Annotated in this window: 23 protein-coding genes; 14 read left to right on the top strand and 9 right to left on the bottom strand. The window is 61.4% G+C overall.

The window, feature by feature from the left end; all coding sequences use genetic code 11:
- Nucleotides 1-138: 138 nt before the first annotated feature.
- The 4 genes from PLD_RS09805 to PLD_RS09790 form a co-directional block, all read right to left on the bottom strand.
- Entirely contained in the window at nucleotides 139-825 is a 687-nt protein-coding gene (locus PLD_RS09805) for a DUF4123 domain-containing protein (protein ID WP_306110120.1), read from the bottom strand.
- On the bottom strand, nucleotides 822-2,900 hold the full coding sequence (gene tssI, locus PLD_RS09800) for a type VI secretion system tip protein VgrG (RefSeq protein ID WP_159892120.1): 2,079 nt from the start codon (nucleotides 2,898-2,900) through the stop codon (nucleotides 822-824). The genes PLD_RS09805 and tssI overlap by 4 nt, the downstream gene beginning before the upstream one ends.
- A 482-nt stretch (nucleotides 2,901-3,382) precedes the next feature.
- The gene (locus PLD_RS09795) at nucleotides 3,383-4,177 is read right to left on the bottom strand and encodes an ABC transporter substrate-binding protein (RefSeq protein WP_159892118.1); all 795 of its coding nucleotides are present in this window, start codon (nucleotides 4,175-4,177) and stop codon (nucleotides 3,383-3,385) included.
- 92 nt (nucleotides 4,178-4,269) lie between these two features.
- A complete protein-coding gene (locus tag PLD_RS09790; protein ID WP_159892116.1) occupies nucleotides 4,270-4,893 on the bottom strand; it encodes a TetR/AcrR family transcriptional regulator in 624 nt (207 codons plus the stop codon).
- Between the two features lie 178 nt (nucleotides 4,894-5,071).
- Here PLD_RS09790 and PLD_RS09785 point away from each other — a divergent pair, with 178 nt between their 5' ends.
- The 8 genes from PLD_RS09785 (at nucleotide 5,072) to PLD_RS09750 (ending at nucleotide 14,371) form a co-directional block, all read left to right on the top strand.
- A complete protein-coding gene (locus tag PLD_RS09785; protein ID WP_159892114.1) occupies nucleotides 5,072-6,862 on the top strand; it encodes an acyclic terpene utilization AtuA family protein in 1,791 nt (596 codons plus the stop codon).
- A gap of 9 nt (nucleotides 6,863-6,871) precedes the next feature.
- Complete coding sequence (locus PLD_RS09780; protein ID WP_159892112.1) at nucleotides 6,872-7,741, top strand: SDR family oxidoreductase; 870 nt, start codon at nucleotides 6,872-6,874, stop codon at nucleotides 7,739-7,741.
- A gap of 3 nt (nucleotides 7,742-7,744) precedes the next feature.
- Nucleotides 7,745-9,361: a geranyl-CoA carboxylase subunit beta gene (atuC, locus tag PLD_RS09775; RefSeq protein WP_159892110.1), complete on the top strand. Its 1,617-nt coding sequence runs from the start codon at nucleotides 7,745-7,747 to the stop codon at nucleotides 9,359-9,361.
- Nucleotides 9,362-9,403: 42 nt separating this feature from the next.
- On the top strand, nucleotides 9,404-10,561 hold the full coding sequence (atuD, locus tag PLD_RS09770; protein ID WP_159892108.1) for a citronellyl-CoA dehydrogenase: 1,158 nt from the start codon (nucleotides 9,404-9,406) through the stop codon (nucleotides 10,559-10,561).
- On the top strand, nucleotides 10,558-11,355 hold the full coding sequence (locus PLD_RS09765; protein ID WP_159892106.1) for an enoyl-CoA hydratase/isomerase family protein: 798 nt from the start codon (nucleotides 10,558-10,560) through the stop codon (nucleotides 11,353-11,355). Before atuD ends, PLD_RS09765 begins: the two co-directional genes overlap by 4 nt.
- A 60-nt stretch (nucleotides 11,356-11,415) precedes the next feature.
- On the top strand, nucleotides 11,416-13,401 hold the full coding sequence (locus PLD_RS09760) for an acetyl/propionyl/methylcrotonyl-CoA carboxylase subunit alpha (RefSeq protein WP_159892104.1): 1,986 nt from the start codon (nucleotides 11,416-11,418) through the stop codon (nucleotides 13,399-13,401).
- A gap of 62 nt (nucleotides 13,402-13,463) precedes the next feature.
- Entirely contained in the window at nucleotides 13,464-14,006 is a 543-nt protein-coding gene (locus PLD_RS09755) for an exonuclease domain-containing protein (RefSeq protein ID WP_159892102.1), read from the top strand.
- Nucleotides 14,007-14,086: 80 nt separating this feature from the next.
- Nucleotides 14,087-14,371, top strand: a complete 285-nt coding sequence (locus tag PLD_RS09750; RefSeq protein WP_011062476.1) for a pyrimidine/purine nucleoside phosphorylase — start codon at nucleotides 14,087-14,089, stop codon at nucleotides 14,369-14,371.
- A gap of 78 nt (nucleotides 14,372-14,449) precedes the next feature.
- Here PLD_RS09750 and PLD_RS09745 read toward each other — a convergent pair whose 3' ends face one another.
- Nucleotides 14,450-15,253: an MOSC domain-containing protein gene (locus PLD_RS09745; protein WP_159892100.1), complete on the bottom strand. Its 804-nt coding sequence runs from the start codon at nucleotides 15,251-15,253 to the stop codon at nucleotides 14,450-14,452.
- A 93-nt stretch (nucleotides 15,254-15,346) separates the two neighbouring features.
- Nucleotides 15,347-16,282: a chemotaxis protein CheV gene (locus PLD_RS09740; protein WP_159892098.1), complete on the bottom strand. Its 936-nt coding sequence runs from the start codon at nucleotides 16,280-16,282 to the stop codon at nucleotides 15,347-15,349.
- Nucleotides 16,283-16,844: 562 nt separating this feature from the next.
- Between PLD_RS09740 and PLD_RS09735 the strand changes: the two genes are divergently transcribed.
- The 3 genes from PLD_RS09735 to PLD_RS09725 all read left to right on the top strand — a co-directional run bounded on the left by PLD_RS09735 (nucleotide 16,845) and on the right by PLD_RS09725 (nucleotide 19,337).
- Nucleotides 16,845-17,282, top strand: a complete 438-nt coding sequence (locus PLD_RS09735; RefSeq protein WP_159892096.1) for a hypothetical protein — start codon at nucleotides 16,845-16,847, stop codon at nucleotides 17,280-17,282.
- Between the two features lie 505 nt (nucleotides 17,283-17,787).
- Entirely contained in the window at nucleotides 17,788-18,681 is an 894-nt protein-coding gene (locus PLD_RS09730; RefSeq protein ID WP_159893462.1) for a sensor histidine kinase, read from the top strand.
- Nucleotides 18,678-19,337, top strand: a complete 660-nt coding sequence (locus PLD_RS09725) for a response regulator transcription factor (RefSeq protein ID WP_159892094.1) — start codon at nucleotides 18,678-18,680, stop codon at nucleotides 19,335-19,337. The genes PLD_RS09730 and PLD_RS09725 overlap by 4 nt, the downstream gene beginning before the upstream one ends.
- Here PLD_RS09725 and yegS read toward each other — a convergent pair.
- Nucleotides 19,321-20,238, bottom strand: coding sequence for a lipid kinase YegS (gene yegS / locus PLD_RS09720; RefSeq protein ID WP_159892092.1), 918 nt, complete (start codon nucleotides 20,236-20,238; stop codon nucleotides 19,321-19,323). The genes PLD_RS09725 and yegS overlap by 17 nt on opposite strands.
- A 238-nt stretch (nucleotides 20,239-20,476) precedes the next feature.
- Here yegS and PLD_RS09715 point away from each other — a divergent pair, with 238 nt between their 5' ends.
- The gene (locus PLD_RS09715; protein ID WP_159892090.1) at nucleotides 20,477-21,934 is read left to right on the top strand and encodes a mannose-1-phosphate guanylyltransferase/mannose-6-phosphate isomerase; all 1,458 of its coding nucleotides are present in this window, start codon (nucleotides 20,477-20,479) and stop codon (nucleotides 21,932-21,934) included.
- A 156-nt stretch (nucleotides 21,935-22,090) separates the two neighbouring features.
- A complete protein-coding gene (locus PLD_RS09710; protein WP_159892088.1) occupies nucleotides 22,091-22,345 on the top strand; it encodes a hypothetical protein in 255 nt (84 codons plus the stop codon).
- Nucleotides 22,346-22,387: 42 nt separating this feature from the next.
- Here the strand turns inward: PLD_RS09710 and glp are convergent, their stop codons facing one another.
- The gene (gene glp, locus PLD_RS09705) at nucleotides 22,388-23,575 is read right to left on the bottom strand and encodes a gephyrin-like molybdotransferase Glp (RefSeq protein WP_178116168.1); all 1,188 of its coding nucleotides are present in this window, start codon (nucleotides 23,573-23,575) and stop codon (nucleotides 22,388-22,390) included.
- A 22-nt stretch (nucleotides 23,576-23,597) separates the two neighbouring features.
- The gene (moaB, locus tag PLD_RS09700) at nucleotides 23,598-24,137 is read right to left on the bottom strand and encodes a molybdenum cofactor biosynthesis protein B (protein WP_159892084.1); all 540 of its coding nucleotides are present in this window, start codon (nucleotides 24,135-24,137) and stop codon (nucleotides 23,598-23,600) included.
- Between the two features lie 178 nt (nucleotides 24,138-24,315).
- Between moaB and PLD_RS09695 the strand changes: the two genes are divergently transcribed.
- Entirely contained in the window at nucleotides 24,316-24,537 is a 222-nt protein-coding gene (locus tag PLD_RS09695) for a YgdI/YgdR family lipoprotein (protein ID WP_159892082.1), read from the top strand.
- Nucleotides 24,538-24,572 lie beyond the last annotated feature (35 nt).

Raw genomic sequence — 24,572 nt, 5'->3', positions numbered from 1 at the left:
CGCCTCATTAAAAAGACGCTCGAAGTGAGCCAAAGGTGTTTCATCGGACCGAGGCTGCCAGTTTCTTATGAGGGGCGGCTCAGCCTGGTTCACGTTTTGCAGAACCAGGAAATGCACTTGCTCAGGTGCCAGCCAGCCCTATTGCCGGGCCTGCGCCAACTGCTCGGTCAGCCATAGCTTTGGGTCTTGCCGTTGGCTGAGCGCAAGCAGATCGTCGCTGCGTTGCGCCCACAAATATCGGTAGAGGTTGCAATGAAGAATGTTCATCGCCTGCCCCTGCGGTGCAGGGACGTTCAGCCATGCAGGATCGGCCAGAGTCGGGTAGTGGCCGGGAGCCGGATTATGGACAACTGCCCAATGCGTACCCTGCCAGTAGCACACACTGATCGCAGGCCCCAGGTACTCAGGACGTGCTTCTTGGGCGATATGCCCCAGAGCACGGGTCAAAACCCGATTGTCATGAAAGCGGTACAGCGCCTGGTTGGGGCGCTCCCCCATGATCAGGCGCTCGCGCCAATGCCGGGTCAGCGCGGACAGATCACCTTGGCGAATGCTCGCTAACCAGCCCCAATTTCGCTCAGGAACCTTGAGCAGCGATTTGAGGACTTCGTCATGGAGGTTGTCGATGAGGAATATGAACGGCCCTGAGTCGGCCAAGTCGGCAACCTGAGTCTCGCTGTACACGCTGCGATACCGCTGCGAGTCGCGATGTTTCAACAGTGCCTGGCGGGTGTCTGTTGCGTCTTCGGAGTCCAGAATCAAGCACAGTGAATGGCCGGATTTCAGCTGTTCGGTCATCCATTGACCCGGGGCCACGACCATCATGAGGTCACCCCAACAGGCAGGCAAAGGCCATCTCTACAAGCCTCGCAGATCGGGCAGAAGTCGATGTCCTGAACCTTGGTCGCCGCCATCAGCGCAGGCAAGGTCGGGGCGATCATGGGGTGTGCCAACAGAGCCTGTGCCTGGACACTTTGCAGCGGTTGAACACCCGCCAACGGCGCGCCCCCGACGACAATCGGCACGCTGCTGAAAATCCCCCCCGAGTTGATGACAATATGCTGCCCACCCGCCTGGAGGGTCAGGCTCATGCCGGCATCGATCACCACGTTAGCGGCGTTGACCCGAGCCTGGCTGCCGGCCTGGATCACCCAAGTTCCCGCCACGGTGGTGCTGGCGTTGCCGCTGAGGGAGAGCCGCTCGTCACCGACAATCACGGTGTTGCGGATGCCTTGGGTGGTGTGGGTTTCATCGCCCTGGATCAGGCTTGAGCTGTTGCCATCGACCTGCTCGGAACGGTCGTTGCCGATCAGGCTGTGGCTGTCCTGGGTGATCTGCTCACGGCGCGAGTGGCCGATGCGGGTATCGCTGTCGTTGAGGATCAGTTGTTCGAGATCACGCTGCGCCCGCAGGAAGATTTTCTCCTGCCCAGTGCGGTCTTCGATCATCAGTTCGTTGTAGCCGCCGCTGTGGGGCGTGCTGTGGCTGCGCAGCACGGTCTTGCTGTTGTTCGCCGGTAATGGGTAAGGCGCCGGGGTCGCCTTGTTGACCACACAACCGGTGATCAAGGGCTGATCGGGATCGCCTTCTAGGTAGGTCACCACCACTTCCATGCCGATCCGGGGAATGCTCACCGCACCAAAACGGTCCCCGGCCCAGCTGGATGAAACCCGCAACCAGCAGCTGCTTTTTTCGCTGTTGAGCTCCGCTCGGTCCCAGGGCAGTTCGACGCGGACCCTACCGTGAGCATCACAGAAAATATCCTCGCCCACGGGCCCCGTGACCCGCGCGGTCTGGCTGACCAGCACGGGTTTGCGAGCCGGCAAAGGCGGGCGATAAAGCCTGTCCCAGGGAATCGCGCTGAAGTGGTTGCGGTAGCCCTGGGTGAACCCCGCTTCAGAGGTGTCGGGGCTCATCACTTCTTCGAGTACCTGAGGCTGCTTGCCTGTGTGATGAACACTGAGCAACAGCCACAAATCATTGCAGGCTTGGCGCGGGTGCTCGGCCAAGGTGAAGAAGTGGCCGCTGCGCAGGGTCGGCTGATCACTCTCACCCTCGACCAACTGGTAGTCGACGCGATGACTTTCCAGGGCACGCTGGGCGAGTTTTTTACCACGGGCCTCGGTGGGCAAAGGCGCGGGGTAGCGATAGTCCTCAAGCGGCGGGCCCGACTCGACCCGGTAGCGGCTTTCCAGCAGGCGGTTGGGCCGTTCCAGGTCGTAATCGCGGCGTGTGACCTGGTTGGTGCGGGTGCTGAAACGCTGAGAAAAACGCCTGATCACCGGGTGATCGGCGACGTTGCCACTGCCGGGTTGATAGGGCGTGACGCCGAGCTTGGGGAACCAGGTTTGATCCTCGCTGAACACCAGCAGGTGATCTTCAACCGAGTGCTGGTGATGCCAGGCGATGCCTTCCTCGGCGCACAGGCGCTGGATGAACTCAAAATCGCTTTCAGCGTATTGGGTGCAGTACTCGCGCTGCGGGGCATTGTCGACATGAAAGGTGAACACATCCGGCAAAATGCCGTGTTCCTGGAGCACTTGAGCCACGATCTGCGGCACCGTCAGGTGCTGGAAAATCCGCTGGTTGTGACGAAACTGCAGGTAATGCAGCGCTGGCACCAGGGTCAGGTGGTAATGGGTCAGGCGCTTACCGGATTCCCCCACCTTGACCTCTTCGATGCGGCCATGCAGGCCCTCGCCCTCAAGGCCGAAGCGCAGAAACGCGGGCTGACAGAGCAGGCTTTGCAAATCGAAATCGGGGTGTTCGCTGAGCAATTCGACGTGGATTGCATACAAAGCGCTGATCGCCTCGACGCCCGCAAAGGCCAGCACTTTGAAATCATTGCGGACGGAGGGAATCAACAGTTCGAACTGCGCGGAGTCGGCCGGCGCGAACATAAGCTTGTCCTTAAGCTGATGAAAGAGCGACCGGAACGCTAGCAAAGTACTTACGTCATTTATATGAGAGCGATCTCAAATCAAGCGTGCATCTGTCAGCCCTCGGTACCAACTGACGACCTATGCGACATTAGCGATTGATGCCCTGGCGACCTGACAAAAACCACCCACCCAGGCTCCTGGCGCAAAGGCGTAAGGCGATGCCGCTGAAGAGCGGAGTTGCTTCGCTTGGTTTTGTAGGGGAAGTTCGAGAGATGACCCAACGCCTTCCAGCGCCTCGTACCCTCGAAATGATCAGGCAGTCTGCCTGGATGGCTGCAAACTCAGCGATCCGGATGTGGAAGTGAGGTCGGCAGTCCGTTAACTACTGAGCGAGTGACCGCGATCAACAAGCCAGCTCTTGGAGCCCTCCTTGGCGAGGCTTGGGCAGCACAGCAGCCTCATTTCTCAGCCCGCGGAAACGGGATCGCGGAATCCGGGTCTCAAGCGTGAGGCACGGGCATCACGACGATGCGGTAGGGATCGAAGATTTTCAGCATCTGGCCGTTATCCCGCAGTTTTTGCAGCAGTCCGGCAAAGTCGTTCGCACTGATTGGCGCCTTGGGACGGATCAGTGTGTAGTGGTGATAGACCTGATCGATGCGCTGGGACACTAGCAATTGGTCGGTGCTCTCAAGGTTACGAGCGAGAAAGTCGCTGAGGTAGGAACGGGTCACCGGGGCAATATCCGCCCGGCCCCGCAGGACCATCAGCAGGTTGCTGTCGTGGGAATAGGTCAGGGTGGCGTTGTAGGTGTCGGCCAGGTATTTGGGGTCGGCATTGAACTGGGCGAAGGCGTAGTGATAACCGCTGAACAACGCCAGACGCTTACCCGAAAAGTCGGCGAAATAGTCTTGGCCACGTCCGGGTTGACGCTGGGCAACGAAAATCTCCGCGTCCTCCAGCCCCATGTCGACGCTGGTATGGGCAATGTTCTGCCAGCCCCAATCGGGGTTTTCGAAGATCGCCAAGTCGACCCGCCCCTGCTCGAAATCACGAAAACGCCGGGGAATCGAAGTGGGCACCAGGACGAACTGGTACTTACCCTGAGACTGGTTGAGGGCTTCTACCAACTGCGGCAGCAAACCGGTATCGGCACCGGTTTCCGGACGCACGGTGTACGGTGGAAAATGCGCCGCGGCAACCCGCACCACCTGTGCTGACGAGGCAGGACAGACCCACAGTGTTGCCAGCACCAGCGAGAGCATTAGTAAGGCTGACCGCCGCTGCAAAAACATCAAAGCAACACACCTCAGTTAAAAATGAATGGGGTAAAGCTAGGCGTATTCAGGCACTTCGACAACGTCGTGATGAAGATTAAATCAACACCTCAATGATCCTTGAGCACAAGCAGCAGCGCCTCCTGGGCCAATTGCTCCAGAGTCATGCTGCCCTCGGCTCGAAACCAGGTGGTGGTCCAGGACAACGCGCCGGTCAGGAAGCGCCGGGTAATGAACACATCGCCCTTGATGAATCCGGCGGCCTTGGCCTCACCCAGCACCTGGAGCCAGATCTGTTCATAAAGGTCGCGCAGGGCCAGCACCTCGGCCTGACCCTCCGGGGACAGCGACCGCCACTCATAGACCAGCACCGCCATGGCTTCGCCGCTGCCGCCCATGATCGATTGCAGTTCGCAGCGGATCAGCGCCAGCACACGCTCGCGCACGCTGCCAGCCTCGGCCAGTTCGGCGCGCATCAGGGCGGTGTTGTAGTGGATGGTTTCCTGCATCACCGCCCGTAGGATGTCGTCCTTGCTCTTGAAGTGGTGAAAGATGCTGCCGGACTGGATGCCCACCGCACTGGCCAGATCGCGCACCGTGGTGCGTTCGTAGCCCTTATTGCGAAACAGATGGGCGGCGGTCTGCAACAGTTTGCCTCGGGCACTGTCGGGATCGGTCACTTGCCCGCTGGCAATCAGCTCGCGTACCACCTGCAAGGCTTTTTGCTCGTCCACCGGTGTTCTCCTAGCGTCACTTCATCAAGAGCCCAGCCCGAAACCGGCTGTAGCGCGCGCAATTTAAGCTCCCCGGGATCACCAAGCAAGCGCTTGGGCAGAACAATCCACTGACCCATTTACAAACCAAGCGCTTGCTTGGTAGCCTCCTCGCAGTTCTTTTTCCGAGAGCCCCGCCATGACCAAGACTGTACGAATCGGCTGCGCCAGCGCCTTCTGGGGCGACACCAGCAGCGCCGCCGCGCAACTGGTGCAAGGCGCACGCCTGGACTACCTGGTGTTCGACTATCTGGCCGAGATCACGCTGTCGATCATGGCCGGGGCACGCATGAAGGACCCGAACGCCGGTTACGCCACGGACTTCGTCGAGGTGCTCACTCCTTTGCTGGGCTCGATCCATGCACAGAAGATCCGCGTCATCAGCAATGCCGGCGGGGTCAATCCCCAAGCCTGCGCCCATGCCTTGCGCGCCGCCTGCGAGCAGGCCGGGGTGCCGCTGAAGATCGCCGTGCTGCTGGGCGACGACCTGCAGCCACAGTTCAAGCAACTGGCCGGCGCCGGGATCAAGGAGATGTTCAGCGGCGCGCCCCTGCCGCCGATGTGCGTCTCCATCAATGCCTACCTTGGCGCCCCGGGCATCGTCGAAGCCCTGGGCCTGGGGGCGGATATCGTGATCACCGGGCGCGGCGTCGACAGCGCGGTGGTCAGCGCCGCCCTGGTCCACGAGTTCAACTGGTCGTGGCAGGACTACGACCGCCTGGCCCAGGCCGCCCTGGCCGGGCACATCATCGAATGCGGCGCCCAATGCACCGGCGGCAACTTCACCGATTGGCGCGACGTGCCGGACTACGAGCACATCGGCTTTCCCATCGTGGAAGTCGGCGCCGACGGCCGGTTCGTGGTCAGCAAGGCGCCGGGCAGCGGCGGGCTGATCAGCCCGCTGACGGTTGGCGAACAACTGCTGTACGAAATCGGCAATCCACAGGCTTACCTGCTTCCGGATGTAGTGTGCGATTTCTCTGAGGTGCAACTGCATCAGCAAGCGCCGAATGAGGTCAGGGTCGAGGGCGCCAAGGGCCTGCCCCCCAGCCATCAGTACAAGGTCAGCGCCACCTACCCGGACGGCTTCCGTTGCACCGCCAGTTGCCTGATGGCCGGGATCGATGCGGTGGCCAAGGCACGCCGGGTCAGCCAGGCGATCATCGACAAGACCCGCGAAATGTTCAGCGAGCGTGGCTGGCCGGACTACAGCGAAGTCAATATCGAGCTGCTGGGCAGCGAAGCCACCTACGGTCCCCACGGCCGCCGCCAGGACAGCCGCGAAGTGGTGATCAAGCTGGCGGTGCGTCACCCGCACAAGGCGGCGCTGGTGTTGTTCTCCCGGGAAATTGCCCAGGCGGCCACCGGCATGGCCCCGGGCCTGACCGGAATTGTCGGCGGACGGCCCACGGTCTATCCGGTCATCCGTCTGTTCTCGTTCCTGCTGGACAAGGAAGCCTGCCCGTTGCACATCGACTTTGCCGGCCAGCAGCATCCCTGTGCCCTGCCCCGGACCGAGCCTCTGGCCCCCGGCGCCCTGCCCATCGCCCATGCGCTGCCTGTGCCCCGGGGACGGGCCGATGCCAGCGTGCCCCTGGTCAAGCTGGCGGTGGCGCGCTCCGGCGACAAGGGCAATCACAGCAACATCGGGGTCATGGCGCGCGACCCCGACTACCTGCCATGGATCGCCGAAGCCCTGAGCCCGCCCGTACTGGCGGAATGGATGGGGCATGTGCTGGACCCGGTCCACGGCCGCGTGCAGCGCTGGTACCTGCCGGGCATTCATGGCCTCAACTTCCTGCTGGAAAACGCCCTGGGCGGCGGCGGTGTCGCCAGCCTGCGCATCGACCCGCAAGGCAAGGCCTTCGCCCAGCAGTTACTGGAAATCCAGATCCCGGTGCCACAGCGCATCGCCGACGCCGTCAATTAAGGAGTGGCCGTGGTGTACGACTCGATTTTCAAAGACCGGTTGTTTGCCGACCAGACCGTCATCGTCACCGGCGGCGGCAGCGGAATCGGCCGCTGCACCGCCCACGAACTGGCGGCCCTCGGCGCCCGGGTGCTGCTGGTGGGACGCAAGGCGGAAAAACTGCAGAAGGTTGCCGGGGAGATTGCCGAGGACGGCGGCCAGGCCCACTGGCAGGCCTGTGACATTCGCCACGAGGACGCAGTCAAGGCCCTGGTGGCGCAGCTGATCGAGGATTTTGGTCCAATCCACGGTCTGGTGAACAATGCCGGCGGCCAGTACCCGGCGCCGCTGGCGTCGATCAACCAGAAAGGTTTCGAAACCGTGCTGCGCACCAATCTGGTGGGCGGTTTCCTGATGGCCCGGGAAGTGTTCAACCAGTCCATGAGCCGCCACGGCGGCAGCATCGTCAACATGCTCGCCGACATGTGGGGCGGCATGCCCGGCATGGGCCACTCCGGCGCGGCGCGCTCGGGAATGGACAACTTCACCAAAACCGCGGCCTATGAATGGGGCCATGCCGGGGTTCGGGTCAACGCGGTGGCCCCGGGCTGGGTCGCCTCCAGCGGCATGGACACCTACGAAGGCGCGTTCAAGGCGGTGATTCCGACCCTGCGCGAGCACGTGCCGCTCAAACGCATCGGTACGGAATCGGAAGTCAGCGCGGCCATCGTCTTTCTGCTCAGTCCCGGTGCGGCCTTTATCAGCGGCAGCACCCTGCGCATCGACGGTGCCGCCAGCCTCGGCAGCCGTGCCTGGCCGTTGAGCAAGGCGCGCAACAGTGAGTCGTACAACGGTTTTCACCGGGCCTACCTGCCCGATGTGCTCAAGGGCGAGGAATAACTCATGCCGGTGATCCAGTCCCAGCTCGATCCCCACAGCCCGCAGTTCGCGCAGAACCGCGAAGCGATGCTGACGAGCCTGCAACACGTGCAGCAGTTGCAGCAGGACCTGCTGAACAAGGCGGCCGAGGCCAAAGCCAGGTTCGACCAGCGCGGCCAGTTGCTGCCCCGCGAGCGCCTCAACCTGCTGCTGGACCCGGGGGCGCCCTTTCTCGAACTGGCTAGCCTGGCCGGTTACAAGCTGCACGATGACAAGGACGGCAGTCAGGCCGGCGGCGGGCTGATCGCCGGCATCGGTTATGTGTGCGGGGTGCGCCTGCTGGTGGTGGTCAACAACAGTGCGATCAAGGGCGGGACCATTTCCCCCAGCGGCCTGAAGAAGTCCCTGCGCCTGCAACAGATCGCCATGGAGAACAAACTGCCAGTGGTGACCCTGGCGGAAAGCGGGGGCGCCAACCTCAACTATGCGGCGGAGATTTTCGTCGAGGGCGCGCGCAGTTTCGCCAATCAGGCGCGAATGTCCGCCATGGGCCTGCCACAAATCACCGTGGTCCACGGCTCGGCCACCGCTGGCGGCGCCTATCAGCCCGGGCTCTCGGATTACCTGGTGGTGGTGCGCGGCAAGGCCAAGCTGTTTCTCGCCGGGCCGCCGCTGCTCAAGGCCGCCACCGGTGAAGTGGCCACCGATGAGCAACTGGGCGGCGCCGAAATGCACGCCCAGGTCGCCGGCACCGCCGAGTACCTGGCGCAGAACGACGCCGACGGCATCCGCATCGTCCGCGAGATCGTCAGCCTGTTGCCGTGGAACGCTCAACTGCCGATACAACCCGCCAAGACCTGGAGCGAGCCGCTGTATCCCATCGACGAACTGCTGGGGCTGATTCCCTTTGACCCGAAAAAGCCCTATGACGCCCGGGAAATCATCGCCCGCCTGGCGGACGGCTCGCAGTTCCTGGAATTCAAGGGCGAGTTCGATGCCCAGACCCTGTGCGGCCACCTGCAGATCCAGGGCCGGCCCTGCGGTTTTATCGGCAACAACGGCCCGATCACGCCCCAGGGCGCGAGCAAGGCCGCGCAGTTCATCCAGCTCTGCGACCAGAGCCGCACGCCGCTGCTGTTCTTCCACAACACCACCGGGTTCATGGTGGGCACCGAATCTGAACAACAAGGGGTGATCAAGCACGGGGCGAAGATGATCCAGGCGGTGGCCAATGCCCGGGTGCCGAAACTGACCATCGTCGTCGGCGGCTCCTACGGCGCCGGCAACTATGCGATGTGTGGCCGCGGCCTTGACCCGCGCTTCATCTTCGCCTGGCCCAACAGCCGCACCGCGGTGATGGGCGGCGCCCAGGCCGGCAAGGTGCTGCGCATCGTCACCGAGGCCAAGCATGCGAAGAGCGGCCAGGAAGCCGACCCGAAGATGCTCGACATGCTGGAGCAGGTCACCGCGCAGAAGCTCGACAGCCAGTCCACCGCCTTGTACGGCAGCGCCAACCTGTGGGACGACGGGCTGATCGACCCACGCGATACCCGCACCCTGCTGGGCTACCTGCTGGATATCTGCCATGAGGCGGACGCCCGCCCCTTGCAGCCCAACAGTTTCGGCGTGGCGCGGTTTTGAAAGCGCCTTTCGCGGTCTGCCCCCACTTGAAGGAGAACCCCCATGATCTTCACCCAGGAACACGAAGAACTGCGGCGCACGGTGCGCCATTTTGTCGACCGCGAAATCAACCCCCATGTGGAGGAATGGGAGAAGGCTGGGCGCTTTCCCATCCACGCGATTTTCCGCAAGGCCGGCGAACTGGGGCTGCTGGGCATCTCCAAACCGGAAAAATTCGGCGGCATGGGCCTGGACTACAGCTACTCGATCGTTGCCGCCGAGGAGTTCGGCACCATCCATTGCGGCGGCATTCCCATGTCCATCGGCGTGCAGACCGACATGTGCACCCCGGCCCTGGCGCGCTTCGGTTCCGATGAGCTGCGCGACGAGTTTCTGCGCCCGGCCATCACCGGCGAGCAGGTGGGCTGCATCGGCGTCTCCGAAGTCGGTGCCGGCTCCGATGTCGCCGGGCTCAAGACCCATGCGCGCAAGGACGGCGACGACTACGTGATCAACGGCAGCAAGATGTGGATCACCAACGCCCCCAGCGCCGACTTCATCTGTCTTCTGGCCAATACCTCGGACGACAAGCCGCACATCAACAAGTCGCTGATCATGGTGCCGATGAACACCCCGGGCATCAGCCTCAGTTCGCACCTGGACAAGCTCGGCATGCGCAGTTCGGAAACCGCCCAGGTGTTCTTCGACAATGTGCGGGTGCCCCAGCGCAATCGAATCGGTCATGAAGGCGCGGGCTTCATGATGCAGATGCTGCAGTTCCAGGAGGAGCGGCTGTTCGGCGCGGCGAACATGATCAAGGGCCTGGAGTACTGCGTCGACAGCACCATCGAGTACTGCAAGGAGCGCCGCACCTTCGGCAACCCGCTGATCGACAATCAGGTGATCCACTTCCGCCTGGCCGAGCTGTCCACCGAGATCGAGTGCCTGCGGGCCCTGGTCTACCAAGCCACCGAGCAGTACGTGCGCGGCCAGGACGTGACCCGCCTGGCCTCCATGGCCAAGCTCAAGGCCGGGCGCCTGGGCCGCGAGGTCAGCGACAGCTGCCTGCAATACTGGGGTGGCATGGGCTTCATGTGGGACAACCCGGTGGCCCGGGCCTATCGCGACGTGCGCCTGGTGTCGATCGGCGGCGGCGCCGACGAGATCATGCTGGGGATCATCTGCAAACTCATGGGCATCCTGCCGGGGAAAAAGAAATGAGCCCGCTTCCTGCCTGCCAGACGCTGTTGCTGGAGTCGCGCAACGGCGTGCTGTTCATCCGCCTCAACCGCCCGGAAAGCCGCAACGCCATGAGCCTGCAGATGGTCGCCGAACTGCGCACGGTGATGGCGGCGATCCGTGATCGGCGCAGCGTCCGCGCCCTGGTCCTGCGTGGCGCTGGCGAACACTTCTGCGCCGGCGGCGACCTCAAGGACATGGCTGGCGCCCGAGCCCACGGCAGCAGCGCCTACCGGGACTTGAACCGGGCCTTCGGCGCCCTGCTGGAAGAGGCGCAGCAAATGCCCCAGGTGCTGGTCTGCGTGCTGCAAGGAGCGGTGCTGGGAGGCGGCTTCGGCCTGGCCTGTGTCAGTGACATTGCCATTGCCGAGCAATCGACGCAGTTCGGCATGCCGGAAACCAGCCTGGGCCTGCTGCCGGCACAGATTGCCCCGTTCGTGGTACAGCGCATCGGCCTGACCCAGGCCCGGCGCCTGACCCTGACCGCCGCCCGCTTCGACGGTGCCGAGGCCCAGCGCCTGGGGCTGGTGCACTATGTCGAGCCCGATGCCCAGGCCCTACAGGCACGTCTTGAGCAGCAGTTGACCCAGGTGCTGCGCTGCGCTCCTGGGGCCAATGCGGCGACCAAAGCCCTACTGCTGGCCAGTGTCGAACAGCCCCGGGGCCCGTTGCTGGATCAGGCCGCCTTCGACTTCGCCAACGCAGTCATGGGCGAAGAAGGCGTCGAGGGCACCCTGGCCTTTGTGCAGAAACGCCAACCGGCCTGGGCCAGTTGAACGCCTGATAGAAGCCGGTTCGCCGGCGAACGCCCCACCCACCGATTCCCGGGAGCCTGTATGCCCCTGTTCAACAAGATCCTGATCGCCAACCGAGGCGAAATCGCCTGCCGCATCCAGCGCACCGCCCAGGCCCTGGGCTATCGCACCGTGGCCGTGTACAGCGACGCCGACGCCGAGGCCCTGCATGTGCACATAGCCGACGAAGCCCTGCACATCGGCCCATCCCCGGTGCAGCAGTCCTACCTCAACAGCGAGGCGATCCTCGACGCTGCCCGTCGCAGCGGCGCCGACGCCATCCACCCGGGCTACGGCTTCCTCTCGGAGAACCACGAATTCGCCGCCGCCTGCGCCGCCGCTGGCATCACCTTCATCGGCCCCAGCGCCGCCGCCATTGAGTTGATGGGCAGCAAGCGCCGCTCGAAAATCGCCATGCTCGAAGCCGGTGTGCCCTGTATCCAGGGCTATCAGGGCGAGGACCAGGCTGATGCGACCCTGCAGCGCGAGGCTCAGCGCATCGGTTACCCGCTGATGATCAAGGCCAGCGCCGGCGGTGGCGGGCGCGGCATGCGCCTGGTGCAGCAGCACGAGGATCTGCTGGAACAGATCCGCACCGCGCGCTCGGAAGCCCTGCACGCCTTCGGCAGCGACGAGCTGATTCTGGAACAGGCGCTGATCGAGCCCCGGCACGTGGAAATGCAAGTGTTCGGCGATCACCACGGTCATCTGATCTACCTGGGAGAGCGGGACTGCTCGATCCAGCGCCGCCATCAGAAAATCATCGAAGAAGCCCCCTGCCCGGTGATGACCGAGGAACTGCGTCGGGCCATGGGCGAGGCGGCGCTCAAGGCCGGGCGCGCGGTGAACTATGTCGGGGCCGGCACCGTGGAGTTCCTGCTGGACGCAGGCGGCCGGTTCTATTTTCTGGAAATGAACACCCGCTTGCAGGTCGAGCATCCGGTGACCGAACTGGTGACCGGCTTGGATCTGGTGGCCCTGCAACTGCAAGTGGCCGCCGGCGAGCCGCTGCCCCTGAGCCAGGAGCAGGTGCAGCTCAAGGGCCATGCCATCGAAGTTCGCCTGTACGCCGAGGACCCGGCGCAGAACTTTCTGCCGCAGACCGGCCAGGTCCTGCGTTGGCAGCCGGCACCCGGGATACGCACCGACCACGGCTTGCAGGAAGGCCAGTGGATCAGCCCGTTCTACGACCCGATGCTGGGCAAGCTGATCGCCCACGGGGCCACCCGCGAGGAAGCCCGGCGCAAGCTCTTGCGCGGAGTCGAAGACTGCGTGCTGCTGGGGCTTGAGAGCAATCGCCGGCTGCTCGCCAGTCTGCTCCGGCATCCGCTGTTCGCCAGCGGCCGGTTCAGCACCGCGTTCATCGCCGAACATTTTGCCGAGGACCTAAGCCTGCAACCGCAGCGCCCCCGCCTTGAGGAGCTGGCCATCACCGCTGCGCTCTTCTATCACCACAGCGCCAGCGCACACCGCTCAAACCTGAGTGCCTGGCGCAATAACGCCAGTGTGCCCCTGGGCTACCGCATCGGTCTGGGTGACAGTCAATGGTCGCTGGAGCTGAGCCCTTCGGCATCGGGCCTGTTGCACGTACAGCAGGGGGATGACGTGTGGGCAATCAAGGTGATGGCCGCCGATGGCCGTCGGGCCACGCTGGAGGTCGCGGGCATTCGCCGGCACTACGCCTATCAGTTACAAGACGGCGAACTCTGGCTGAGCAGCCGCCAGGACAGCCTGCATCTGCAGGACCGCACCCATGCGCCGGTACAGGGCCAACTGAGCACCGATTCCGGCACCCTCAAGGCCCCCATGGACGGGGCCATCGTCGATGTGCAGGTCACCGAGGGCATGCGCGTCAGCAAGGGCCAACTGCTGCTGGTGTTGGAGGCAATGAAGATGGAGCACCCGCTCAAGGCCGGGATTGACGGAGTGATCACCCGGGTCCAGGTCAACCTGGGGGATCAAGTGAAGAACCGGCAGATTCTGCTGGAGGTGGAGCAAGCCGGCACCGCCCCGGAAATGGAGCACTAGGCGGATGCCTCAGCTTTGGCTACGCTCAAGCCTCATCAGGATGTTGAAGGCTGGAATTTGCGATGCCCCACTGGCTGGTAATAGATCTGGAAGCCACGACGGATGAAGGGGGCTGGCCGGTGAGCGAGATGGAAATCATCGAAATCGGTGCCACCCTGGTCAACCGCCAAGGCCGGGAACAAGACCACTTCCAGCGTTTCGTCCGCCCCTTGCGACGCCCTCGGCTGACGCCGTTCTGTCGCGAACTGACCCATATCACCCAGGCCAATATCGACAGCGCCGCACCGTTGGGCGAAGTCTGGACCCTGTTCGAACGCTGGCTGGGCCAGCATCAGTCGCGCTTGGAGGGCTGGGCCAGTTGGGGCGACTATGACCGCAAGCAACTGCAACTGGAGTGGCACAACCAGCAATTGCACAGCCTGTTGAATGACGTTCCCCACATGAACCTCAAGCAGCGCTTTGCCAAGGCCCGACGCCTGGAACGGCCCCTGGGCCTGAATGCAGCGTTGCAACTGGCCGGCATGCAATTCAATGGCCTGCAGCATCGGGCCTTGGAGGATGCGCGCAATACTGCACGCTTATTGCCACTGATTCTTCCTGGATGATCATTGATAGGGGCAGGTGACGCCCCCCGAGGGCTTGTGCATACTGGCCAACCTTTTTGCCCCTTCTTGAGGAATCGCCCATGTTTAAAGTCAACGAGTACTTCGACGGCACCGTCAAGTCGATTGCCTTCGGCACGGCCGAAGGCCCAGCCACCATTGGCGTCATGGCCCCGGGCGAATACGAGTTCGGTACGGCACAGCGGGAAATCATGCACGTGGTGTCCGGCGCGCTGACCGTGCGCCTGCCCGACAGTGCCGATTGGGAAACCTTCCCGGCAGGCAGCCAGTTCAACGTACCGGCCAACAGCAAGTTCCAGCTGAAAGTCGCGGTGGACACCGCTTACCTGTGCGAGTACCGCGGCTGATCGACCCGCTGCGGCTTTATCGCTGACAAAAAAATGCCCGCCTCTTGTGAGACGGGCATTTTTTCGCCGAGTCAGACGTTATTCAAGGACCGTCACCTGCATCCCCACTTGCAAGTGACCGTTAGTGTCGTTGACCAGGTTCTGGCCGAACATCGCGCCCTCTTTCCGGGCGCGATATTTCTGCAACGTTGCCAGTGGCTCACGGTCGGCACTGCGTTCGCCTGTCTGCGGGTCGATGGTGGTGAGAATGCAGCGGGCACACGACTTGACCACGCGAAACTCGATATCGCCAATGCGCACGCGCTTCCAGCCGTCCTCAGCAAAAGCGTCGCTGCCTTCAATCACCAGGTTGGGACGAAAACGCAGCATTTCCAAAGGGCGCCCGACCCGGCTCGACAAATCCTCAAGGGAAGCCTGACCGATCAGCAGCAAAGGAAAGCCATCGGCAAACGCCACCCGATCATCATCCTTGCCATAACCGGCGGCGGTCATCCGCGCCCGCTCTTGGGGCACCTGCACCAGACGAGTGGGTTTGCCGACGAATTCACTGACCCAGGCCCCCGCTTCGTCCCCGGCATCGGGAACTCGCAAGCTGTCCTTCCAGATAGTGACCCCACGCAACGCAGCATCGGCTCCCGGCAGCGGCACCTCAAGGGAAGTCTGTCCGGGCGCGCTCAGGGTCAATCCACCCTGGTCATTGCACAAGGCCGATAGCTGGCTCATGCGCGCCACGGCACGCTGAGTCAGAAAACGTCCGCTGGCCTCGTCCACCAACATCCAGCGGCGATCCCCTTCAAGCCCGAGCTTGTCCAGGCCGATTTGTTGCAGGGTTTCGCCTTTGGCAGATTTCAACGGGTATCGGTAAAGCGCGCTAAGACGCATGTCCAGCTCCCTGTTTAAGCAAAGCCCTCACCCTATACCAGCACTGCGGCTAAACAAAGAAGCACCTGACACCCAACACGTGCCTGATGCCTCTCAAGCGCTGACTTCATCCAGCAGCAAACGCTGGCGCACCACATCCACCAGTTTGTCGGGCTGGAATTTGGAGAGAAAGTTGTCGCAACCGACTTTCTTCACCATGGATTCGTTGAAGCTGCCGGACAACGACGTATGCAGCACCACATACAGCCCACGCAGGCGCGGGTCGTTGCGGATCTCGGTGGTCAGGCGGTAACCATCCATTTCCGGCATTTCCGCATCGGTAAACACCATCAACAACTTGTCGGTCATCACGACCCCGGTATCAGCCCAGGCCTTGAGCATGTTCAGGGCCTTGAGGCCGTCACTGGCGATGTGCATCTTGACCCCCAACTGACCGAGGGTGTCGCGCAATTGCGACAGCGCCACATTGGAGTCGTCCACCAGTAGTACTTCACGACCGCGGGCACGTTCCAGAACCGGATCTTCCAGCTTGTCCCGGGAGACCTTGGCGTTGTAGGGCACGATTTCCGCCAGCACCTTTTCAACGTCGATGATCTCTACCAACTGATCATCGACCTTGCTGATAGCCGTGAGGTAATGCTGGCGCCCAGCGCTGGTAGGCGGCGGCATGATCGCTTCCCAGTTCATGTTGACGATGCGATCCACCCCCCCCACCAGGAACGCCTGCACCGAGCGGTTGTACTCGGTAACGATGATGGTGCTATTGGGCCCTGGAACCAGCGGACGCATGCCAATGGCTTGAGACAAGTCGATAACCGGCAAGGTCTGACCACGCAGGTTGACCACCCCACAGACAAACGGATGACGCTGGGGCATCAGGGTCAACTTCGGCAGTTGCAGAACCTCTTGAACCTTGAAGACGTTGATTGCGAATAACTGTCGACCAGCCAGACGGAACATAAGAATTTCCAGGCGATTCTCACCCACCAGTTGCGTGCGTTGATCTACCGTGTCGAGAATGCTGGCCATCAATGACTCCTGGGCTTGTTCTGATGAATTCACTAAAGACAGATATCGGCCAGATAAGCCGAATCTTGACCCGCATGCAAATTGCCACACAAAGCCATTGATGTCACATTAACATCATGCTCTACTGAGGCGGTCACTCCAGCAGAGTGCCTCTGCGTCAGCGCGACCACTTTTCCAGTGGTGAGTTCCCGAGCCTAAGGGATTCCCTTAGCAACAATCAGGATCAACCTGATATTCGCGATATCCAATAGCCATTAATGTGACGCCATTCTCATTGCATGAATGGAGTCAGGCTTTTGTTTGCGATCGCCGAAAGGTGGCTTTGTCCCCTTTCCCCTGCCAATACCGCTGTTAATCAAGCCTTGGCGCGCGCGCGCCACACCGCAATGGCTGATATTAGGGAGCGATCAGAAGCCGATGAAAATCCGCCTGCATTGTCGATTGTGAGCACTGACAAGCATTCAGAATCGCCTTATATCCAGTCGCAAAAAACGAGCCTTACCTTAAAACCGTTCAGCCCACGCCCTATCCCGCCATCGAGCAGAGAATCATGGAGATAAGCATGCTAAACGACGGCCATGAGTGCACTCCTCCCCTACCGGAATTCCTGTTTGAAGCCCAAAACCTGCTGGCTAAATCAGAAGATTGCCTGAGCCATCTGCACCTGATCAGGAACGACGAGGAAGCCATAAACTGCCTGCTCGTCAGCCTGCAACGCCTTGCGCAAGCCGCAGCCAGTCACGCCATCAGCCCGCTGTATGAGTTCTCCTTGCACATCCACGGACTGCTTCAGCGCACCCATCATCCACTGGACCTCAACGATCAGGTCCTCAATGCCTTGAAGAGCTGCCTGACGCTGATGGCCTGGCAGTTGGAACTGATCGATCCGAACGATGGACAACTCGACCTGGATAACAGCGAGCAGGTGATGCTGATTGAAGAGCTGGCCGATCAAGTCGCACAAAACTGCTCCTGTACCTATCCAGGTTGCGGAAATTGAAGTTGCATTAATTCCACGGGACGCCCATAGAACATCAATAAACATCCGGTTAACCGCTCAGCGTAATGTCGTTACTGAACACCTCACATCCAAAAGCGACATCACCGAACAAACATCCCTAAACTTGCACCCAATCGAAACATGATGTTCTGCGACCGACAGAGCTCTGCAAAAATCACTTTTCGCCCTGGTATTTACGACACTGCGCAGCCAGCCCCAAAAGTGGAACCATCGTGCCATTTACTTTCATTCCCGCGTTCAAAAACATATATACCTGCATGCACATACGCGACCGTCGGTATCTTCAGTGGTACTATGCCGAGCACTAAAGAGCATCATTAATGGCACTTTGATTCCATATCGACAGTCACTACTCAGTCTGTATAAGAGAGGCAGACAAGGTTGATTGAAACCGAGTATTCAAATAACACCGCTTTTCAAACAAGCCCCATCATCCACCCTTGATCGGGCTCTTTGCAGCGAACATTCATTGGCTCCATCCGCTATGTACGCCAGCCTCAAGTCACTCCTCTCTTGGCCCATCTCGCAAGATCATCTGCGCTGGCTCAGCCTGACGCTGTGCTCATCCTCGGCACTGGCCGATGTGCTGGTGTATTACCTGGACAGGTCGATGCCCCTCGCCCTGTTGATCCTCAATGTCATGGCGCTAGCCTCGATCTGGGGCTCCTACGGCTACTCACGCAACTCCATCCGCTTTCAGCCGCAGGAGCTCGCCGACCGCCTGCTAAAGGTCAAGGAGAACGAACGGCATCGACTCAGCCGAGAGTTGCACGATGACATTGGCCAACTACTGACAGCGGCAAAGTTGCAAGCCGAATGGCTCAAGCGCCGCCTGCCAAGCGACTTGCAGGAGCACTTCACGCAGCTTGGCACCACGCTGGATGAGACCCTGACCAAAGTCCGGGATGTATCCGCCATTCTCAACCCTCGACAATTAACCCACCTCGGGCTTGAGGCTGGCCTGCGCGCCCATCTGCTCAAGACCCTGGAAAACACCTCGGTGCACTGGAGCCTGGAATGCCACCAGCCTCTGACGGGCATCCCGGAAGAAATGGCCGTCGCAGCGTTTCGCATCACCCAGGAAGCCGTGACCAACATGCTGCGCCACGCCCAGGCAAAAAACCTGCTGGTGCGCCTGCAACGACTACCCGAAGGCCTGTCGCTGTTGATCAGCGATGACGGTCTGGGTTTTGCCCCGGCGGCCAACCCCAGCGCCGAAGGTCAACGTGGCATGGCCGGGATGCAAGAACGTATCAGCCAATTGGACGGCATCTTGAAGGTCTCCAGCGAGGTCGACCAAGGCACCCAGATCGAAGCACTCTTTCCCTGGGCCCCTCGCACTCTAGAGCGGGCCAGTACGAATAAGGTTTTACATTGACCTGTAATTTACTTTTGGTGGATGACCACTCTCTCATCAGAGCTGGCGTGCGAGCGCTGGTGATGGACATTCCTGGCTATGCGGTCATCGGTGAAGCCGAAGATGGCGCACACCTGCTGGAAATGGTCGACAGACTGCATCCGGACATTGTCTTGCTGGACCTGTCGATGAAACACACCGGCGGCCTCGATGCCCTGCGTCGACTCAAAGCAATGCACCCACAAAGCAAAGTTCTGATTCTGTCGATGCACACCGATCCAGGCCTGATCATGCAAGCGCTGGAGTCTGGCGCCCACGGTTACCTGCTCAAGGACACCACCGCCACCGAGCTGGAACACGCCCTTGAGGCCTTGCGCAACAACGAGCGCTACCTGAGCCCTGCCATTGCCCACACGGTCATCAACCAGGCGCTGACCCAGACTCAGAAAAGCCAGCCCACTCCCGCTGAAAACCACAATCTGACTGCCCGCCAACTGGAAATCCTAAGGCTGATCGTGCGCGGCAAATCGACTCGTGAGATTGCTCTCGGGCTGGGCCTGAGCATCAAAACCGTGGAAACCCATCGCTCGCAGATCATGAAGCGCTTGCAGATCTTCGACGTCGCCGGGCTGGTGCTGTTCGCCGTGCGCGAACGCATTATCAGCCTCGACGACTGACTCTGCGAACCGCTCCCAGCAAAGGCGAGTCGGCGGGCAGGTGCACCTGCAAAGCCGCAGGTCTTGCGGCAAAGCGCAAGGTGTCGCCTTGCAACGGTTCGCCATCGAGGTTGATGTCCAGGCCCCGTGAAGCCTTGACCTCCACCCAAGGCAGACGCGCACGGACGAACAGATTGTCGATCCCCAAGCCCTCCGCCAGCAGATTCTTGAGCGTGCCTACCAGTTCCTGCGGAGCCGGTAGGATGCTGATGTCCAGCAGACCATCATCGACCAGGGCGTCCGGACACAGCACGTGACCACCGCCCGCCTGGCGACCATTGCCTATGCCCAACGCCAACAATTCGCCATGCCAACGGAAATCCGGGCCCTGCAACTCGGCGTAGGTTGCGCTCAACTCAGCGAACCGTGACAGCCCGGTGAACAGGTACGCGGCGCCACCCAGGACTTTTTTCAAATCTTCAGAAGTATTGGCAGTGACCTGACTGCCAAAACCGCCAGTCGCCATATTCAAAAACACCTGCCCAGCGACCTCTCCCAGATCAATCGCCCGGGCCGGCGTATCCAGCAGTTCCAGCGCAGCAGCCGGTTCAAGCGGCACGCCGGCTGCCCGGGCGAAGTCATTAGCCGTGCCCAGTGGCAACAACACCAGACTGGCCTGGGTCGATGCATCAACCAGGGCTTCAGCAACATCGCGCAATGTACCGTCGCCGCCACCGGCAATCAGCTGGGTATACCCGGCGGCCAGCGCTTCATTGACCAGACGCTTGGCGTCTCCGGCCTCCCAGGTCAGACGCACCGCCAACGCCCAGCCGCTTGCGCGCTTGGCTTCAACCGCGGCACGCACCTCTTCGTTGAGTGCCTGCTTGCCGTGCAATATCAACAATGCCTTGTGCTCACTCATCCGCCGTGACTCCCATAGTGAATCCCTAAACGATGTTGACCCCGTGCCCAGAAGAAAAAGTCGGTCGGCGTGACTATTTTTTTACCGAGGACGGTTGACGAAGCCAAAGCCACGCCCGGGAAAACCACCAACGTGCCCAATTCAACCTGGAATACATCGAACACTGGCCAGCCTGATGCGATCTGTCCATTCTGTGCGCATCATTGCGTTCGTCACCCTGTCCCCCGAGGCCTTCTGAGTGAGCACACTCATCCCCTGCATCATTGCTGGCGGCGCCGGCACCCGCCTGTGGCCCGTCTCCCGCGAGGCGGCGCCCAAACCCTTCATGCGCCTGCCGGACGGCGAAAGCCTGTTGCAGAAAACCTTCGTTCGCGCCAAAGCCCTCAAGGACGTCGAGCGTTTACTGACGGTCACTCGCCGCGAAGTGTTCTTCCGCACCCTCGACGACTACCGTCCGCTGAACACCACGCCGCTCGACCTGGACTTCATTCTTGAACCCTTTGGCCGCAATACCGCGCCTGCGATCGCCGCAGCGGCCCTGCATATCAGTCGTCTGTATGGCGAAGATGCACAACTGCTGGTGCTGCCCGCCGACCATCTGATCAACAACACCCTAGCCTTCTCAGCCGCCGTGGAGCGCGCTCGCCAACTGGCTGAAGCGGGCTGGCTGGTGACTTTCGGTGCGCCGCCAACCCAGGCTGAAACCGGTTTCGGCTACATCGAGCTGGGCCCCCACCTGAACCCTGAGAGCTACCAGGTCAGCCGCTTCATTGAAAAGCCCGATGCCGCCACTGCCCAGGGTTATGTCGACGACGGCCAGCACCTATGGAACAGCGGAATGTTGTGCATGCGCGCCGACGCCATCCTTCACGAGCTACGAAAATACGCGCCTGACGTACTCAGCGCCGTTGAGCACTGCCTGGAACGAAGCCATCGCGCCCATGGTAAACACCAGCTGCACATGGAGCTGGACGCCGACAGCTTCGCCCTGACGCCGGATATCTCTATCGACTATGCGGTAATGGAACACTCCAGGAAGGTCGCCGTGGTGCCCTGCCAGCTCGATTGGAGTGACATTGGTTCCTGGCAGGCGGTACGTGAACTGACTGCGCGCGATGCCGATGGCAATCAATGCAATGGCCAGACCGTGCTGCATGACGTCAGCAACTGCTACATCGATTCCCACAAGCGCCTGGTAGCCGCGATTGGCCTGAACGACCTGATCATCATCGACACCCCCGACGCTTTGCTGGTCGCCGATGCTCAGCGCAGCCAGGAGGTCAAGCTGATCACCCAAGCACTCAAGCGCCAGGGTCACGATGCCTATCGGCTGCACCGCACCGTGCACCGGCCCTGGGGCACCTACACCGTGCTTGAGGAAGGCCCCGGCTTCAAAATCAAGCGCATCGTGGTCAAGCCTGAAGCATCGCTGTCACTGCAGTTGCACCACCACCGCAGCGAGCACTGGATTGTCGTCAGTGGTATGGCCCGCGTGACCAACGGCGACGATGAGTTCCTGCTCAACAGCAACGAGTCAACCTTCATCAAACCTGGCCGGCGCCATCGTCTGGCCAACCCCGGAATGATTGATCTGGTGATGATCGAAGTGCAAAGCGGCGAATACCTTAGCGAAGACGATATCGTACGTTTCAACGACCTCTATGGGAGGAACTGCAGCGAAACCGGCAGAAACTGAGACTCACCTCGGGTATTGATGACTTTCGTCAAATAGCCTTCGACCTAATTTGATTTTTCTTACCGCAGAATGAGAATCCCCTGAATTGACCCCAAAGGGCCAATAAGTGACTGTTCGTGTCAGGCGCCAACGCCTCATACAGGGAAGTACACGACCATGAACAACAAGGGGCTTTACCCCAGAGCGCACTCACCGCTCAACCGCATGAAGAACACGCCCTGGCTGGCCGATAACCCGATACGGGAGTTCGACCTGACGCACTCATCGAATGCGCACCCGCCTCACGCCAGACTGCTATCCATCCTCAGGCGCCTGGCCTGGCTGTCGCTGGCAGCGACGTTGCTGGCGGGCCTGCTGACGTGGGGATTCCACAGCCGTTTTGGCCTGCTGCTGTTGCTCCTGCTGCGCTGAACCGCGAGGCGCGGCCCGACACCGAACCGGGCCCGCGCTCGATCAATCCAGCACCTCGCTCAAGGGAATGAAGCTGACCCCATCGCCTTCTTCCAGGGTCCGGCCTTCCAGCACTTCCACCAGACCTTCCGCCCAGGCCGCGCTGCGCAACACCCCCGAGCTCTGGTTGCGATAGATGATCGCGCGCCCGTTCTCCAGGCGGCCGCGCAGGTATTCGCGACGATTACCAGGCTGGGGCCAGACAAAACCGGCAGGCACCTGGAAGCGCAATGGCCGCACCTGCTGTACACCCTGGCGCCGGAGCAGGTAAGGCCGCGCCAGCAAGGCGAAGGTCACCAGGGTGGAAGCCGGGTTGCCCGGCAGACCGATCACCGGCACACCGCGAAAATGGCCAACCGTCAGGGGCTTGCCGGGTTTGATCGCCAGTTTCCACAGTGTCAGTTCACCGGCTTCCCGCAGGGCAATACCGAGAAAGTCCGCCTCCCCCACCGACACTCCGCCGGTGGAGAGGATCAGATCAACCTCGCCCAACTCCGCCAGGCGCTGGCGGGTCGCGGGCAGATCATCGGGCAGGATGCCCGCATCCAGCACTTCGCAGCCCAGGCGCTGCAACCAGCTGCACAGCAGCACCCGGTTACTGTTGTAGATCTGTCCCGGTCCAAGGGGCTGTCCTGGCTCCAGCAATTCGTCACCGGTGGACAGCACCGCGACTCGAACTCGGCGCACGACCTCAAGCTCGGCGCATCCCAGCGACGCCGCCAGCCCCAGTTCGATGGGCCCCAGGCGAGTGCCAGGGGCCAGCACGTGTTCGCCTACAGTAGCTTCCTGGCCCTGGGGACGGATATTTTGCCCAACCTTCAATGGCTGGCTGAACAGCACCCTCTCATCGCCCTGAACCTGAGCGTTCTCCTGCATCTCGACACAGTCCGCTCCAGCCGGTACCGGGGCGCCGGTAAAAATGCGGGCACAGGTCCCAGGCCGTAGAGGTTCTGGGGCCTGCCCAGCGAAGATCCGCTGGCTGACCGGCAGCGGCGTGCCCTTCCAGTCCTCAAGGCGCAAGGCATATCCGTCCATGGCGCTATTGGGCCAGGGCGGCAGATCAAGACTGGAAATCAGCGACTGGGCCAGTACCCGGCCTTGCATAGCGGCCAACGGCAATCGCTCACATTCGACAATAGGCGCCGCTTCGGCCATCGCCAGCAGACGCTCCAGCGCCTCCTCCACCGGCATCAAGGCGCCTAGCTTGCCCGGCTTACCCACGGGATTCACACGGCACCGCCTGTTTCAAATGAGGAACGAAATTGCAGGGCCGATGCCGCGAGTCCAACTGTTCGGCGAGGATTGCGTCCCAACCGGTGCGCACAGCGTTGGTGGAACCCGGCAGGCAGCACACCAGAGTGCCATTGGCCAAGCCGGCCAGCGCTCGGGACTGCACAGTGGAAGTGCCAATGTCCGCGACCGAGACCTGTCGGAACAGTTCGCCGAAGCCATCGACCTGCTTGTCCAGCAGGCAGGCAACCGCTTCCGGAGTACTGTCACGGCTGGTAAAACCGGTACCGCCTGTGATCAACACCACCTGCACCACCTCATCGGCAATCCAGGTGGCAACCTGGGCGCGAATCTTGTACAGGTCGTCCTTGAGCAAGACCCGTGCGGCCAGGCGGTGGCCCGCGGCGCTCAAGCGCTCGACAAAGACTTGTCCGGAGGTGTCGGTTTCCAGGGTGCGGGTGTCGCTGACAGTCAACACCGCAATATTCAGTGAGGCAAAAGGCACATCAGCCTTGGCTTTCATAGGCTCGGTCCAGGGGCAGTAGGAACAGCCCGGTGTTATATCACAGCGCTCCCATCTACCGCCTTGAACGCCTACGATCTACCCGACAACGCGGCAGAATGTCACTGCCCAAGGAACTTGCAGACGTTGTATACGTCAGAAGAACAGCATTCAAAAGTACTCATTTCGGAGACACAAAATGACTCAACGGACCCTCGCCACTCTCATGCTCGCACTGGGCCTGGCCACGCTTGCCGGTTGCGCTTCGCCGACAGTGATCACCTTGAATGACGGTCGCGAAATCCAGGCCGTCGATACCCCTACCTACGACAAAGACTCCGGCTTCTACGAGTTTGAACAACTGGACGGTAAACAAACTCGCATCAACAAAGACCAGGTGCGTACCGTCAAAGAGCTGTAGGCCCGACGGCCATAGCGCCCTAAACAATAAAACCC

This window comes from Pseudomonas sp. LD120 (assembly GCF_009861525.1).
In the GTDB taxonomy this organism is placed as follows: Bacteria; Pseudomonadota; Gammaproteobacteria; order Pseudomonadales; family Pseudomonadaceae; genus Aquipseudomonas.
The sequence above is the reverse complement of the archived record's forward strand: the minus strand, read 5'-3'. Positions and strand labels throughout refer to the sequence as shown.